This window comes from Serratia sp. JSRIV002 (assembly GCF_019968725.1).
Taxonomy (GTDB): Bacteria; Pseudomonadota; Gammaproteobacteria; order Enterobacterales; family Enterobacteriaceae; genus Chania; species Chania fonticola_B.
On record NZ_CP074143.1, the window covers coordinates 1,476,176 to 1,490,533 of the forward strand.

12 protein-coding genes are annotated in these 14,358 nt (G+C 52.2%); 9 read left to right on the forward strand and 3 right to left on the reverse strand.

The window, feature by feature from the left end; genetic code table 11:
• Together KGP26_RS06710 and allS are read right to left on the reverse strand one after the other, a co-directional pair.
• Positions 1-906: an SPFH domain-containing protein gene (locus tag KGP26_RS06710; RefSeq protein ID WP_021180096.1), complete on the reverse strand. Its 906-nt coding sequence runs from the start codon at positions 904-906 to the stop codon at positions 1-3.
• Positions 907-1,089: 183 nt separating this feature from the next.
• Positions 1,090-2,013 (reverse strand): HTH-type transcriptional activator AllS, encoded by a 924-nt coding sequence (allS, locus tag KGP26_RS06715; protein ID WP_021180095.1) that lies wholly within the window; start codon positions 2,011-2,013, stop codon positions 1,090-1,092.
• A 352-nt stretch (positions 2,014-2,365) separates the two neighbouring features.
• Between allS and KGP26_RS06720 the strand changes: the two genes are divergently transcribed.
• The 9 genes from KGP26_RS06720 (at position 2,366) to KGP26_RS06760 (ending at position 13,294) form a co-directional block, all read left to right on the forward strand.
• Positions 2,366-2,857: an ureidoglycolate lyase gene (locus KGP26_RS06720; RefSeq protein WP_037375311.1), complete on the forward strand. Its 492-nt coding sequence runs from the start codon at positions 2,366-2,368 to the stop codon at positions 2,855-2,857.
• Positions 2,858-2,926: 69 nt separating this feature from the next.
• Positions 2,927-3,742 (forward strand): HTH-type transcriptional repressor AllR, encoded by an 816-nt coding sequence (gene allR / locus KGP26_RS06725; RefSeq protein ID WP_021805438.1) that lies wholly within the window; start codon positions 2,927-2,929, stop codon positions 3,740-3,742.
• Positions 3,743-3,876: 134 nt separating this feature from the next.
• Entirely contained in the window at positions 3,877-5,658 is a 1,782-nt protein-coding gene (gene gcl, locus KGP26_RS06730; protein ID WP_223665179.1) for a glyoxylate carboligase, read from the forward strand.
• Between the two features lie 11 nt (positions 5,659-5,669).
• A complete protein-coding gene (hyi, locus tag KGP26_RS06735; protein WP_021805436.1) occupies positions 5,670-6,449 on the forward strand; it encodes a hydroxypyruvate isomerase in 780 nt (259 codons plus the stop codon).
• 10 nt (positions 6,450-6,459) lie between these two features.
• A complete protein-coding gene (gene glxR, locus KGP26_RS06740) occupies positions 6,460-7,341 on the forward strand; it encodes a 2-hydroxy-3-oxopropionate reductase (protein ID WP_021180090.1) in 882 nt (293 codons plus the stop codon).
• A 205-nt stretch (positions 7,342-7,546) separates the two neighbouring features.
• Positions 7,547-9,001: a putative allantoin permease gene (locus tag KGP26_RS06745; protein WP_223499056.1), complete on the forward strand. Its 1,455-nt coding sequence runs from the start codon at positions 7,547-7,549 to the stop codon at positions 8,999-9,001.
• Between the two features lie 74 nt (positions 9,002-9,075).
• Positions 9,076-10,437, forward strand: coding sequence for an allantoinase AllB (allB, locus tag KGP26_RS06750; RefSeq protein WP_223665180.1), 1,362 nt, complete (start codon positions 9,076-9,078; stop codon positions 10,435-10,437).
• A gap of 71 nt (positions 10,438-10,508) precedes the next feature.
• The gene (locus tag KGP26_RS06755; protein ID WP_059200047.1) at positions 10,509-11,816 is read left to right on the forward strand and encodes a uracil/xanthine transporter; all 1,308 of its coding nucleotides are present in this window, start codon (positions 10,509-10,511) and stop codon (positions 11,814-11,816) included.
• Between the two features lie 131 nt (positions 11,817-11,947).
• Complete coding sequence (locus tag KGP26_RS06760) at positions 11,948-13,294, forward strand: MFS transporter (protein WP_021805432.1); 1,347 nt, start codon at positions 11,948-11,950, stop codon at positions 13,292-13,294.
• Positions 13,295-13,560: 266 nt separating this feature from the next.
• On the opposite strand, the gene allE is transcribed toward KGP26_RS06760, so the two are convergent.
• On the reverse strand, positions 13,561-14,346 hold the full coding sequence (allE, locus tag KGP26_RS06765) for a (S)-ureidoglycine aminohydrolase (protein WP_024486475.1): 786 nt from the start codon (positions 14,344-14,346) through the stop codon (positions 13,561-13,563).
• Positions 14,347-14,358 lie beyond the last annotated feature (12 nt).

Here is a 14,358-nt window from a genome sequence, read left to right on the forward strand (position 1 = left end):
TTACTTACCTTTGCTGTCTTTCAGCAATTCAGTAATACCGCCGATAGAGCCCAGCAGGCTGCTGGCATCCAGCGGCATCATGATCACTTTGCTGTTATTGGCCGAGCCAATCTTCTGCAATGCGTCGGTGTATTTCTGGGCTACAAAGTAGTTAATCGCCTGGATATTACCGGTGGCGATGGCGTCAGACACCAGCTGGGTTGCCCGTGCTTCTGCTTCGGCAGCACGTTCACGCGCTTCTGCCTGCAAGAACGCCGACTGGCGCTCGCCTTCGGCTTTCAGGATCTGCGATTGCTTATCCCCTTCGGCGCGCAGGATCGCGGCTTGGCGTACCCCTTCCGCTTCCAGAATGTCGGCACGTTTGGTTCGTTCGGCCTTCATCTGGGCGTTCATCGCCACAATCAGTTCGGCCGGTGGACGCACATCACGGATTTCGATACGGGTAATTTTGACGCCCCAAGGGTTGGTGGCCTCATCGACGATATGCAGCAGGCGGCTGTTGATGCTGTCGCGCTGTGACAGCATTTCGTCGAGCTCCATGGAACCAAGCACGGTACGGAAGTTGGTCATGGTCAGGTTAACGATCGCCTGCTCGAGGTTACTGACCTCATAGGCGGCACGAGCCGGATCGACCACCTGGATAAAGCAAACGGCATCGATTGACACGTTGGCGTTATCGCGCGAGATAATTTCCTGGGAAGGGATATCCAGCACCTGCTCCATCATATTGATCTTGCGGCCAATACGATCCATAAAAGGCACTACCAGGTTTAAACCCGGCATCAGCGTTTTGGTATAACGGCCGAAGCGCTCTACCGTCCATTGGAAGCCTTGCGGGACAATTTTGATGCTTGAAAAGACGATAATCAGCGCGACAACGATCACGATCGGAATAATGGTAAACATGGCACAACCTCCTGTCAGACATATTGCTAGATATTACGCCAGTGACAGAGGGAATGCCTAATACATCACCAGGATAAGACTGTTTTTTGCAGAAAACCTCAGGATCTCACGGCGAATACGCCGTTTCTATCAGGTTTGCTGCCGATTAGGTAACTTCAGACCCAGAAGCGATAAAATCGCGTGTTAAACGGGTAAATCAATACTTTGCAGAAAGCCGGTGATGCGTTCATCGCGTCGTTGGAACAGCGTGACAATTTCTTCCACGGCTTTACCACAGTCGTTACGCCAGGCCAGAGAGAGCGGTGACGGTTGCCGCTGATTGACGACGTCACGGGTGATCAACTGGCCGCTATCCAGATAGGGTTGGCACAGATTTTTCGGCAAGAACCCGACGCCCAGCCCCTGCAGGTGGCATTCGAGTTTACTGCGCAGGTCAGGCACCTTGATCTCTTTTTGGCCGGGCAGCAGCCAGGCAACGCGTTTGGTCAGGTTGCGCGAAGTATCTTCCACGTTGATTGCCGGGTAGCTGCGCAGCCGATCTTCGTGCAGTGCCGTGTCCTGGCAGGCCGCGAGCGGATGATCTGGCGTGACCACAAAAGCCCAACTGATCCCCCCCAATTTCAAGACGCTGACGTCATTGGCCAGTGATTCAGAGCCGGTGGTGCCAATGGCCAGCTGAAAATCCCCGTGTAACAACGAATCCCATACTCCCATATACACCTGACGCGAGATATGAAACTGCGTGAAGGGATAACGCTGTTGCAGGTAGGCCAACAGCCGGGCGACGCTTAGCGGGTTGTACAGCAGGTTGTTGATTACGATGTTGACCTGATGCTCCACGCCGTCGTTGATCTGGCGTAGCTCATCGGGCATGGAGTCGAGCCAGTTGTGCCATTGGCGGCAACGTTCCAGCAGGTATTCACCTGCGGGTGTCAGGTTTACGCTGCGGGTGGTGCGGATGAACAGCTGGGTGCCGATGCTTTCTTCCAACGTTTTGATGCGGTAACTGATGGTGGCAGTGGTCTTGTGCAGTAATTCGGCGGCGCGGGAAAAGCTCTGGCATTCCGCGACTTTGATAAACGATCGAATTGTTTCGTGATCCAGCATATCGATTCCTTAACCGGTGCGGCCATCGTTCTCCTAGTGTTGCAAAAGAATTTACTTACCTTAGTTGCCTTGGGTTAGTCATAAAGCCGCTTACCGTGATCTCGCTCACGTTTTATTGCCCTTCCTCTGCTGAATACCGCTGAAAGTGACAACTCTGTTAACGAACTGTATCGCGGAGGTGTTTTTTTTAATGCCTTGATTATTAATTAAATATTTTCTGCTCGGCACAAAAAATGTGCAGTAGATCGTGTTGTGGAAAATTTTTCCAATATTAACTTTTAAAATTCAGGCGACCTGTCTAGAGTGAACCCATTCAGTCATGTTCCTTTTTGAAACGATCCTGGAGAAACTGATGGACCTGATTGCCGTTGAGTTAACGCCTGAAGCCTTTGCACCTTATGGGAATGTATTGCAGATCGAGGGCGCGCCCTTTTTCCATATTAATGGTGGGAAAACAGAACGATATCATGACCTTGCCAAGGTGGAGGTCGCCGATGACCATCGGGTGCTGGTCAGCATCAACCGATCTGAGCCTTGCGATCTGCCGTTGGAGTTCTCCGTGTTGGAGAAACACCCGTTGTCCTCGCAGGCTTTTATGCCGATGAAGGGAGAACGCTTTGTGGTGATTGTTGCTGAAGCCGGGGAAGGGGATGAAATTCCGTTACATACTTTGCGCGCCTTTATCACCAACGGTAAGCAAGGGGTGAATTATCACCGCAATGTTTGGCACCATCCGCTGTTTGCTTATGGCGCGATCACCGACTTTTTCACGGTCGATCGTGGCGGTGCCGACAACTGTATCGTCAAAACATTGCCAGAGACTTACCGGGTTGTGCTTGGATAGCGCTGTCCCCAGGCGCACAGGCTGTTTATTATAGCGGAGAAACCTTGAGCTAAATAAAGGAAAGCCTGAATGAACGAAGTACGCAGAAAGGGAAGACCAACGACAGAAGCAGGGGCGACGAAAGGCGCGCAGGCGTTGGATCGTGGGTTGGAGATCCTGCAGTTTCTGGCCAATGCCGGAGGAAGCTCGTCCGTTTCCGTGCTATCCGAGAAGTTGGAGTTACCGCTATCAACGACTTTCAGATTATTGAAAGTATTAGAGAAATCGGAATTCGTTTTTCAGGATCCCCAGCTTGGCTGGTGGCATATCGGCATCCAGTCGTTTACCGTCGGTGCGGCTTATATGAATGACAGGGATGTGGTATCGGTGGCGGGCCCTTACATGCGGCGGCTGATGTTGCTATCAGGGGAAACCGCCAATCTGGCCATCAGGAATAACTTTGACGCCGTGCTGATCCGTCAATGTGAGTGCCAGGCCATGGTGCGGATGTGCGCGCCACTTGGCAGCCGCTTACCGCTGCACGCATCCGGGGCAGGGAAAGCACTGCTGTATCCGCTGGCGGAAGAGGAGATGCTGGATTTGTTTGTACGTTCGGGGCTGCACTCGTTTACCCCGAAGACCCTGACCAGCGTAAATCTATTACGTAAGGATTTAGCGCAATCGCAGGCGCAGGGCTATACCGTTGATGCTGAAGAGCACGCTCTTGGCCTGAATTGCCTGGCTTCGGCGATCTTTGACCGTAACAACAACGTCATTGCGGCCATCTCTATTTCAGGGCCTAGTTCGCGCGTTAGCAGCGATCGTTTCAAGGAACTGGGGGAGTTGGTGCGTGACGTAGCCAACGACATCAGTACCGCGCTAGGCGAGTCGCGCAGCAAGAAATAGCACGTTTAAAGCAAAACCTGTAGCCGCGATCGCGGCTGCAGGATGAGGTTACCTCCCCGTTTATTACCTGAACGGGTTTTTTTGAACTCATTTTAAGTTTGGAAAATTTTTCCAAAATTTAGGAGAACGTTGAGATGGCAATTATGCGAGCAGTAGATGCGGCAATGTACGTGTTGGCAAAGGAAGGCGTGAATACCGCATTCGGCGTGCCTGGCGCGGCGATCAACCCTTTCTATAACGCGATGCGTCAACACGGCGGCATCAAACACTATCTGGCGCGTCATGTTGAAGGCGCTTCCCATATGGCGGAAGGTTACACCAGAGCCAAAGCCGGCAATATCGGGGTGTGTCTCGGGACTTCGGGGCCTGCGGGAACGGACATGATCACTGCGCTTTACTCCGCCTCTGCCGATTCCATTCCCATTTTGTGCATCACCGGCCAGGCTCCCCGGGCGCGTTTGCATAAGGAAGATTTTCAGGCGGTAGATATTGAATCCATCGCCAAGCCGGTCACCAAAATGGCGGTGACGGTCATGGAACCAGCGCTGGTGCCCCGCGTGTTGCAGCAGGCTTTCCACTTGATGCGCTCTGGCCGCCCTGGCCCGGTGCTGATCGATTTGCCTTATGACGTACAGATGGCCGAGATTGAGTTTGATCCGGAAACCTATTCCTCGCTGGGGGCTTACAAACCGGCGGCCACTGAAGCGCAGATCGACAAAGCCATGGACATGCTGTGTGCCGCAAGCAAACCCTTGTTCATTGCCGGTGGCGGGATCTTCAACGCGGACGCGGCCGACCTGCTGCAAGAGCTGGCGGAGACCTGCAACGTACCGGTGATCCCAACGCTGATGGGCTGGGGCTGTATCCCGGACGATCACCCGTTGATGGCAGGGATGGCCGGGTTACAAACTTCACACCGTTACGGTAACGCCAACCTGCTGGATTCCGATTTGGTGTTTGGCATTGGCAACCGCTGGGCTAACCGCCATACCGGTTCGGTAGATAAATACACCGCCGGGCGTAAGGTGATCCACATCGATATCGAACCAACCCAGCTTGGCCGCGTGATCTGCCCGGATCTGGGCATTGTTTCCGATGCCAAAATCGCTCTGCAAATGTTAGTGGCAAGAGCTCGTGAACGTGCGGATCAAGGGACGCTGCCAGATCGCTCACAGTGGGTGGAAACCTGCCTCCAGCGCAAACAAACTCTGCTGCGTAAAACGCATTTCGATAACGTGCCAATCAAACCTCAGCGCGTTTACGAAGAGATGAACCGGGCGTTCGGGCGTGATGCCTGTTACGTCACCACTATCGGGCTTTCGCAGATCGCGGCGGCACAGATGCTGCACGTGTTCAAACCACGCCATTGGATTAATGCCGGGCAGGCGGGCCCATTAGGTTGGACTCTTCCTTCTGCTTTGGGCGTGTGTGCCGCCGATCCGCAGCGCAAAGTGATTGCGCTGTCGGGTGACTATGACTTCCAGTTCATGATCGAAGAGTTGGCCGTTGGTGCGCAGTTCAAGCTGCCGTACATCCACGTGGTGGTCAATAACGCCTATCTGGGGCTGATCCGCCAGTCGCAGCGCGGTTTTGATATGGATTACTGCGTCCAACTGTCCTATGAAAACATCAACAACCCGGAAGTGGGCGAATACGGTGTGGATCACGTCAAGGTAGTCGAAGGGCTGGGATGTAAAGCGATCCGCGTTGTTAAGCCTGAGGATATCGCTACGGCCTTCCAACAGGCGCAAGAGTTGATGCGTCTGCATCAGGTTCCGGTGGTGGTGGAGATTATCCTCGAGCGGGTCACCAACATCTCGATGGGGAACGAGCTGGACAACGTCAATGAATTCGAACCCGTTGCCGAGTCGCCAGAAGATGCGCCGACCTCGGTCAGCTACTTCAACTATCAGTAAGGAGCAGGCTCATGCCGAAGTTTTCAGCCAACTTATCGATGTTGTTTAATGAAGTCGATTTTATGCAGCGGTTTCGCTGTGCCAAAGAGCAGGGATTCACCGCGATTGAATATATGTTTCCCTACGATTATTCCGTGCAGGCCTTGAGGGGCGCTCTGGAAGAGAATCAACTCACGCAGGTATTACAAAACCTGCCTGCCGGGGATTGGGCCGCGGGTGAGCGTGGCATCGCTTGCTTGCCTGGGCGCGAGTCCGAGTTTCGTGATGGCGTAGGTCTGGCGGTGGAATATGCCCGTGCGCTGGGCTGTGCGCAGATCAACTGCCTGATCGGTAACTCGGATAAGTCCGTCGCCCAACATAAGACCGATGAGATCGTGGTCGCTAACCTGAGCTATGCAGCAAGGGAGTTGGCCAAGGCCAATATCCGTCTGTTGGTGGAACCGATCAATAAATACGATATGCCCGCCTTCTATCTGCAAACCACTCGTCAGGCGTTGGAGCTGATGGATTGGGTCGCGAGCCCTAACCTGTTTATTCAATACGATATCTATCACATGCAGCGCATGGAGGGCGAACTGGCCCAAACCATGGAAACGCTGTTACAGAAAATCGCGCATATCCAGGTTGCCGATAATCCGGGGCGCCATGAGCCAGGCACCGGGGAAATCAATTACGACTATCTGTTCCGCGCGCTGGACAAGATGGGCTATCGCGGTTGGATTGGCTGCGAATACAAACCTGCGACAACGACCGCTGCCGGCCTGTCATGGATTAAGCAATATCAACATTGAGGGACACATCATGAAAGTAGGCTTTATTGGTTTAGGGATCATGGGCACGCCAATGGCGGATAAGCTGATCGCAGGCGGCCATCAGCTGTATGCCAACACCTTGCATCAGGTTCCGCCGGAGCTGGTGGAAAAAGGGGCCATCGCCTGTGCTACTCCCAAGCAGGTGGCCGAGCAGGCTGACGTCATTTTCATTATGGTGCCCGATACGCCTCAGGTGGAAGAGGTGTTATTTGCGGCCAATGGCTGTGCCGAAGCGCCGCTCAAAAACAAGATCCTGGTGGATATGAGTTCTATCTCGCCGCTGGAGACCAAGGAGTTTGCCAAACGCATCAACCAACTGGGCGCCGATTACCTGGATGCGCCGGTCTCCGGTGGCGAAGTCGGGGCCAAGCAGGGCAGCTTGACCATTATGGTCGGCGGTGACGAAGGCGTATTTGGGCGGGTAAAACCGTTGCTGGCCCTGATGGGGAAAAACATTACGCTGGTCGGCGGCAATGGCGACGGCCAGACCTGCAAGGTCGCCAACCAGATTATTGTGGCCCTGACGATCGAAGCGGTATCCGAAGCGCTGATATTTGCTGCCAAAGCGGGTGCCGATCCGGCACGGGTCCGTGAAGCGCTGATGGGCGGCTTTGCCTCATCGCGCATTCTGGAAGTGCACGGTGAGCGGATGATTAAACGGACCTTTGAGCCGGGCTTCCGTATCTCCCTGCATCAAAAGGATCTCAATCTGGCGCTACAGGGTGCGAAGTCGTTGGCGCTCAGTTTGCCAAATACCGCCACTTGCCAGGAACTGTTCAATCTCTGTGCGGCCAATGGGGCCAAAGATCTCGACCATTCCGCGTTGGTACAGGCGTTGGAAATTATGGCTAACCATAAAGTGGCTGGCTAAAGAGTAAGGCTTAACAAGTTGCAGGTGCCTTCCGCCTGCAACTTGAATTCTGGCTATCGTATATTTGTTTAATGGTTATATTCCTGTCTGTCTTGGCCGTATTGGTATTTGACTAATATAAAGATTAGAACATCAGTTTGTTGCAATGATAATAAGCAAAAAATTACCTACGCTATTTTCTTATATAATATAAGAAGGACCTGTCATGGAATCTATTAGCAATAAGCAGAGAGAGATTTACCAACGGCGCGGCTATCATGAGGATCTATTACCCAAAGAAGCGGATAAAAAAACCTGGAAGGGAATTAACTATTTTACCTTGTGGATGGGTTCGGTACATAACGTTCCCAACTATGTGGCCGTCGGGGGCTTCTTTATTCTTGGGCTTTCCACCTTAAGCATTATGGCCGCCATTATTCTCAGCGCCTTTATTATTGCCTTTGTGATGGTGATGAACGGCGTTGCCGGTTCGAAATACGGTATTCCTTTTGCCATGATCCTACGTGCCTCTTATGGCGTGCGTGGCGCGTTGTTTCCAGGGATCCTCAGAGGCTGCGTGGCCGCCATCATGTGGTTTGGCTTGCAGTGTTACGCAGGCTCGCTGGCCTTCCTGATCCTGATTGGCAAACTGTGGCCACAGTTTCTGACCTTGGGTGGGGATTTCAACCTGTTGGGGATCGGCCTGCCTGGGCTGATTGCCTTCCTGATTTTCTGGGCGGTGAACGTGGCTATCGGCCTGGGTGGTGGCAGCATTCTTAACAAGTTTACCGCGATCCTCAACCCCTGCATCTACGTGGTGTTTGGCGGCATGGCCATTTGGGCTATCTCCATCGCTGGCCTGGACAACATCATCGCCTATGTTCCAGCCAATGCTATAACGACTAACAACGGCGGCTTCATGTTCCTGGTGGTGATCAATGCGGTGGTGGCGGTATGGGCCGCTCCGGCGGTCAGCGCCTCGGACTTTACCCAGAATGCCAGCAGCTTCCGCCAGCAGGCTTGGGGGCAAACGCTGGGTCTGGTTGTGGGATATCTATTATTTGCCGTCGCCAGCGTCTGTATCCTGGCCGGGGCCAGTATTCATTACGGGGTTGATACCTGGAACGTGCTGGATATCGTGCAGAAATGGGACAGTATTTTCGCCTCGGTGTTTGCGGTGCTGGTGATCCTGATGACGACCATCTCAACCAACGCGACCGGTAACATCATTCCTGCGGGCTACCAGATTGCCGCCATCGCACCGAAAAAACTCACCTACAAAAATGGCGTGGTGATTGCCAGCATCATCAGCCTGATTATCTGCCCGTGGAAACTGATGGAGAATCAGGAAAGTATTTACCTGTTCCTGGATGTGATCGGCGGAATTTTAGGGCCGGTGATTGGCGTGATGATGGCGCATTATTTCATCGTGATGCGCAGCGAGATCGACCTAGACACCTTATATATCGAACCCGGTAATTATAAATACTACGATAACGGCTTTAACAGCGTGGCGTTTATTGTAACGCTGTTTGCCGTGTTGCTGTCGTTGGGCGGTAAGTTCATTGAGATACTCGAACCTTTATCACGGGTTTCCTGGTTTGTTGGCGTTATCAGCGCATTCTGTTTATATGCGCTACTCAAAAGTAGAACAGTAGTTAATCGGCAAGAATATACCTGAAGTGAATATGAGAAAGAAGTCAATAACCCTAAGCGTAATAATATGATACTTTAATTTCACGAAGGAGCATGATTATGTCATACGATTTAATTATCAAGAACGGTAAGGTTGTTTTAGAACATGATGCCATCATTACCGATATCGCGGTTAAAGAAGGTAAGATTGCTGCCATCGGCAATGGTCTTACCGGCGCTAAAACGGAGATTGATGCCAGCGGAATGGTGGTGGCACCGGGCATGATCGACGCCCATGCGCATATGTCCGAACCGGGCCGTACCCATTGGGAAGGGTATGAAACCGGTACGCGTGCTGCGGCCAAGGGTGGTATCACCACCATGGTCGAAATGCCGCTCAACCAGCTGCCAGCCACGGTGGACAGAGCCTCGATAGAAATGAAGTTCTCGGCCGCAGAAGGCAAGCTCACCATCGATGCGGCCCAGTTTGGTGGCCTGGTTTCCTACAACCTGGATCGGCTGCATGAACTCGATGAGATTGGCGTGGTGGCCTATAAATGCTTTGTAGCGACCTGTGGCGATCGCAGCGTCAGCAATGACTTCCGCGACGTGAACGACTTTGAATACTTCAAAGGTTTGCAGACCTTGGCCAAGCTGGATCAGTTGGTGGCGGTACACGCCGAAAACGCCCTGATTTGCGATGCGTTGGGGGAAGAGGCCAAGGCGGAAGGACGCGTAACGGCACACGATTATGTTGCCTCTCGCCCGGTATTTACCGAAGTTGAAGCGATCCGCCGGGTGCTGTATCTGGCCAAGGTCGCGGGTTGCCGCTTGCATATATGCCACGTCAGTAGCCCGGAAGGGGTGGCGGAAGTGACTCGCGCTCGTCTGGAAGGGCAACAGGTCACCTGTGAGTCCTGTCCGCACTACTTCGTGCTGGATACCGACCAGTTTGAGGAAATTGGCACCCTGGCCAAGTGTTCACCGCCGATCCGCGATGCGCAGAACCAAAAAGGGCTGTGGGATAAGCTGTTTAACAGTGAGATCGATTGCCTGGTGTCCGACCACTCGCCATGCCCACCGGATATGAAAGCGGGCAATATCATGCAGGCCTGGGGCGGGATCGCCGGGATACAAAACTGCGTCGATATCATGTTCGATGAAGCGGTGCAGAAAAGGGGCATGTCACTGCCGGTGTTTGCCAAATTGATGGCGACCAACGCCGCCGATATTTTTGGTTTGAAGCATAAGGGGCGCATTGCTGTAGGGAAAGATGCCGATCTGGTGTTCATTCAACCCAACAGTAGCTACGTACTGGCTAGCGGCGATCTCGAGTATCGCCATAAGGTCAGCCCGTATGTGGGGCGGAAAATCAACGCCCGGGTGGCCAAAACCCTCCTGCGTGGCGAAGTGATTTACGATATCAAGGCGGGCTTTGGCGTTCGTCCGATCGGTAAATTTGTGCTTAAACATCAGCAATAACAGATGTTAATCAGCGCCCGTCACCGGGCGGGCGCATGAATGATGAGATATTGGATATGAAGGAAGCACCCATGAACGGGTTATGTGCCAGTCGTAGCAGTTGGTTATCGGGCTTGCAGTGGTTCTTTTTCATTTTCTGCAATACGGTGGTGATCCCGCCGACCCTGCAATCGGCATTCAACCTCTCCGCCGGCGTGACCTTTTGTATTACCCAATATACCTTTATCTCAACGGCGCTGGCCTGCCTGGCGCAGGTGTTTTTGGGCCATCGGCGAGCCATTATGGAAGGGCCAACGGGGTTATGGTGGGTGACCATTTTAACTCTGACCCTGGCGGAAGCGGCCAACGGCACGCCGCTGCCAGAAATTGGTGGCAGCCTTGCGGTGGGGATCCTGATCTCTGGCATTTTGACCATCCTGATTGGGGTTAGCGGCTTGGGGTTTCACCTGGCACGCCTGTTCCGTCCGGCGGTGATGGCTACGTTTATGTTTTTGCTGGGGGCGCAGTTAATCACCATCTTTATGAAAGGGATGCTGGGGTTACCTTTTGGCGTTTATACCGGCGTCGTGACCATTAACTACCCGGCCTTTTACTGGGCGTTGACGGTGTTGCTGCTGATTATCGCCATTATTGCCTTTTTACCGCGGGCCATCGGCAAATATGCGCTGTTAATCGGCACCCTGGTTGGCTGGGGCGTTTACAGCTGGTGGTTTGCACCTACCGGAACGCCTATCACGGGCAGCGATTGGGTGCTGTTCCCACTCGGGTGGCCGCAGGAATTACATGGGGGAATTGTGATCAGCGCCGTCCTGACCGGTTTGGTCAACGTGTCGAATAACTTTGCCGCCATTCGCGGCACCGATATTTTTTATGCGGACGGCCCGGCGGGCAGAAGCCTGTTCCGGCGTAGCTTTATGGTTTCAGGCGGACTGACTTGCCTGGCTGCTCCACTGGGCGTGGTGCCTTTCTCGCCTTTTGTCTCTTCCATTGGCCTGCTGACCCAGACACAAGACAGCAGCCAGCGCTCGTTTATTATTGGCAGCGTGGTATTCCTGTTGGTGGGGATGTTGACGCCGCTAGCGCAATTTTTTTGCAGTATTCCGCTCACGGTCAGCAGTGCCGTTATGTTGGCCTCTTATCTGCCTCTGCTGTTCTCCTCGGTGCTGTTTATCAACAAGATCGAATTGAATAGCCGCAACATTTATCGGCTGGCGCTACCGCTGTTTTTGGGCGTATTCCTGATGAGTATGCCTTCCTCCTTCTGGCAGGGGGTACCGATCACCATCAGGCCGCTATTCAGCAATGGCCTGTTGGTTGGTGTGCTGCTGGCGGTGTTGGTTGAGAATAGTATTCCGTGGGATAAGGTAAAACCACGTTAGCATTTATAATACAGCAATTAATCAATATTGTTTAAATTCCCACCGCCCTGTCTTTAATAACCAGGGCGAGTTAATCCAATGACAGTGAAATAAAATCTGAAATAGCAGGATGCCAACCAAGGAGATCCGATATGGCGACCAATAATGCTGCGATTGATCAAGCTATTCTGGCCAGTCCCGACAAGGCTAAACTCTACCGTAAAATAGCCTGGCGAATTATGCCGATATTACTGATTAGCTATATCGTCGGTTATCTTGATCGCGTGGGGATATCATTTTCAAAGTTCCAAATGATGCCGGATATTCTGCAAGGTAATGTGTCGATGGCGGAGGCGGTTTATGGCCTCGGTGCCGGCGTATTTTTTATTGGTTATATTATCGCCGGTGTACCCAGTAATATCTTACTGAGTAAGTATGGTGCGCGGAAGGTCATTGCCCTGTTGATGTTGGTATGGGGCACGATCTCAATGCTGAGTATTTTTATTACCAATCCCACACAGTTTTATCTGGCACGATTCCTGCTGGGGTTAGCCGAAGCCGGCTTTTATCCGGGGGTGATCCTCTATCTGACACTGTGGTTCCCTTCAAGCCAGCGGGCAAAAATGACGGCGTTGTTTGTTTGCGGGATACCGGTAAGTAACATCATTGGTGGGCCACTTTGCGGTTGGATTATTGAAAACATGAATGGCATGTTTGAGCTGTCCGGTTGGCAATGGTTATTCTTTATCAGTGGGCCGCGTGCATTACTGATTGCGGTCGTCATTTTCTTCTTCCTGGATAATACCTATCAGAGTGCTAAGTGGCTCAGTCCACAAGAAAAAGAGATGATCACTCAAGATATGGCGCAGGGAACATCGAAAAAAGTGGGTGCTGATGGTACTGCACAGGAGTGGACAATGAAGACCATGCTGAAGTCTTCCGCCTTCACGAAAATGTGGTTGATCTGTTTCTGCACGGTGATGGGGCAAGGGGGATTGGCCTTCTGGGTGCCAACCATGATCCGTGATACGGGGGTAAGCTCGGTGTTGGATATCGGTTTGCTGACCATGCTGCCGTATATGCTGGCCGTTGTCGCTATGCTAATGGCTGCGCGCAGCTCTGACAAACATCGAGAAAGGCGTTGGCATATTATTGTTCCTTTCTGTATTGCTGCGGTTTCGTTGATCTTTATCGGCCTGTTCCCAGATAATAAAGTCATCGTAATGGTGGCATTATGTATTGCCGTCGCCTCCAGCCTGGTGCCTTCGCCCCTTTTCTGGAGTTTGCCAAATGCTATCTTTACCGGTACCTGCGCTGCCGCTGGGATAGCGTTAATTAACTCGATTGCCAATATAGGGGGCTTTATTTCTCCTTATATTATTGGTTACTTTAAAAATACTACGGAAAGTAATCTGGTCGCGATGTGTGTGCTATCCAGTATGATGATACTGGGGGCAATACTGACCTATAGCGTTCCGGCAAAACTGGTTAATAAATAATAGCCGATAGAATATCGGTTACTGATAGTCGCTCCGATTGATAAAAAACCATGCTCTCTCTGCCTATGTGGTGATCTATTTCATTGGCAGATGGGTATGGTTTTTTTATTGCCTAATGGTGAAGAGGATAATGTTATGGTGGTGATATTAAAAGTGGGATGAGTAATAGGTGACCCGGTGTTGGGAAGATTGATTGCTGAATGAACAATAAGACTCTGATTCAATCAAATAGGCCACGCGAAACTCAACGTGGCCTTGAAGCGGGGTTAGAAATCGACGTCGCGGTTGCAGTCTTTCGAGTAGATATAGCTAAACTCTTCCTGGCCCACCGCATAACCGGCTTGCGGAACGTAGGCAGCCATAAAGATGTAATCCCCTTTCTTGACCGGGATCCACTCGTTATCCAGGTTATACACCCCAGCACCGCTGAGAATATATGCCCCATGTTCCTGCACGTGGGTCTCGATGTAGCCATGGCTGGCACCTGGTTTGAAGGAAAGAATGTGGATGTTCATATCGAACCCCAGATCCTTAGGCAGCAGATCTTGCAGGATCACATCGCTCATCCCTTCATAGTGAATTCTTTCCAGCTTGTTGACGTTGTTGCTCACCACATGGGCTTCATAGCCCTTGATACGGTTGTAGACACGTTTGTAGAGGAACAGCTGGCTTGGCTTGCCGCCGTTGGTATTCTCCAGGCGCAGCATCACGCCGGCAGGACAATACAGATAGCCGCCGGTGGTGAGTGGATAATCGGTGCTGTCGGCTGACGCGGTGATGTTACCTTCGATAACGTAGACCAAGGTTTCAATATTCTCACCGCCAAAGCCTTGCTGGTTACGGCCGCCATCATGCAGCGTCACCAGATAATCGACAAAAGTGGCGCCCAGTTTCGGGGTGGCAAGAATGGTGACGTCGCAATTCTCGAAGCCAGGAATGATGTTACGCACCAGGCCATCGGGTGGGATCACGGCATAGTTGTCGCGTTTGATAATGGAGCGCGAAGCCAGGATATCTTTTGGATAGCCAATCTGATTATTGATATAACCCACGTTAATTCTCCT

Coding starts and splice junctions, on each gene's coding strand:
- allR (WP_021805438.1), top strand. CDS start 2,927: ATGAACGAAGTACGCAGAAAGGGAAGACCAACGACAGAAGCAGGGGCG.
- allB (WP_223665180.1), top strand. CDS start 9,076: ATGTCATACGATTTAATTATCAAGAACGGTAAGGTTGTTTTAGAACAT.
- allS (WP_021180095.1), bottom strand. CDS start 2,013: ATGCTGGATCACGAAACAATTCGATCGTTTATCAAAGTCGCGGAATGC.
- KGP26_RS06755 (WP_059200047.1), top strand. CDS start 10,509: ATGAACGGGTTATGTGCCAGTCGTAGCAGTTGGTTATCGGGCTTGCAG.
- glxR (WP_021180090.1), top strand. CDS start 6,460: ATGAAAGTAGGCTTTATTGGTTTAGGGATCATGGGCACGCCAATGGCG.
- KGP26_RS06745 (WP_223499056.1), top strand. CDS start 7,547: ATGGAATCTATTAGCAATAAGCAGAGAGAGATTTACCAACGGCGCGGC.
- KGP26_RS06710 (WP_021180096.1), bottom strand. CDS start 906: ATGTTTACCATTATTCCGATCGTGATCGTTGTCGCGCTGATTATCGTC.
- KGP26_RS06720 (WP_037375311.1), top strand. CDS start 2,366: ATGGACCTGATTGCCGTTGAGTTAACGCCTGAAGCCTTTGCACCTTAT.
- hyi (WP_021805436.1), top strand. CDS start 5,670: ATGCCGAAGTTTTCAGCCAACTTATCGATGTTGTTTAATGAAGTCGAT.
- gcl (WP_223665179.1), top strand. CDS start 3,877: ATGGCAATTATGCGAGCAGTAGATGCGGCAATGTACGTGTTGGCAAAG.
- KGP26_RS06760 (WP_021805432.1), top strand. CDS start 11,948: ATGGCGACCAATAATGCTGCGATTGATCAAGCTATTCTGGCCAGTCCC.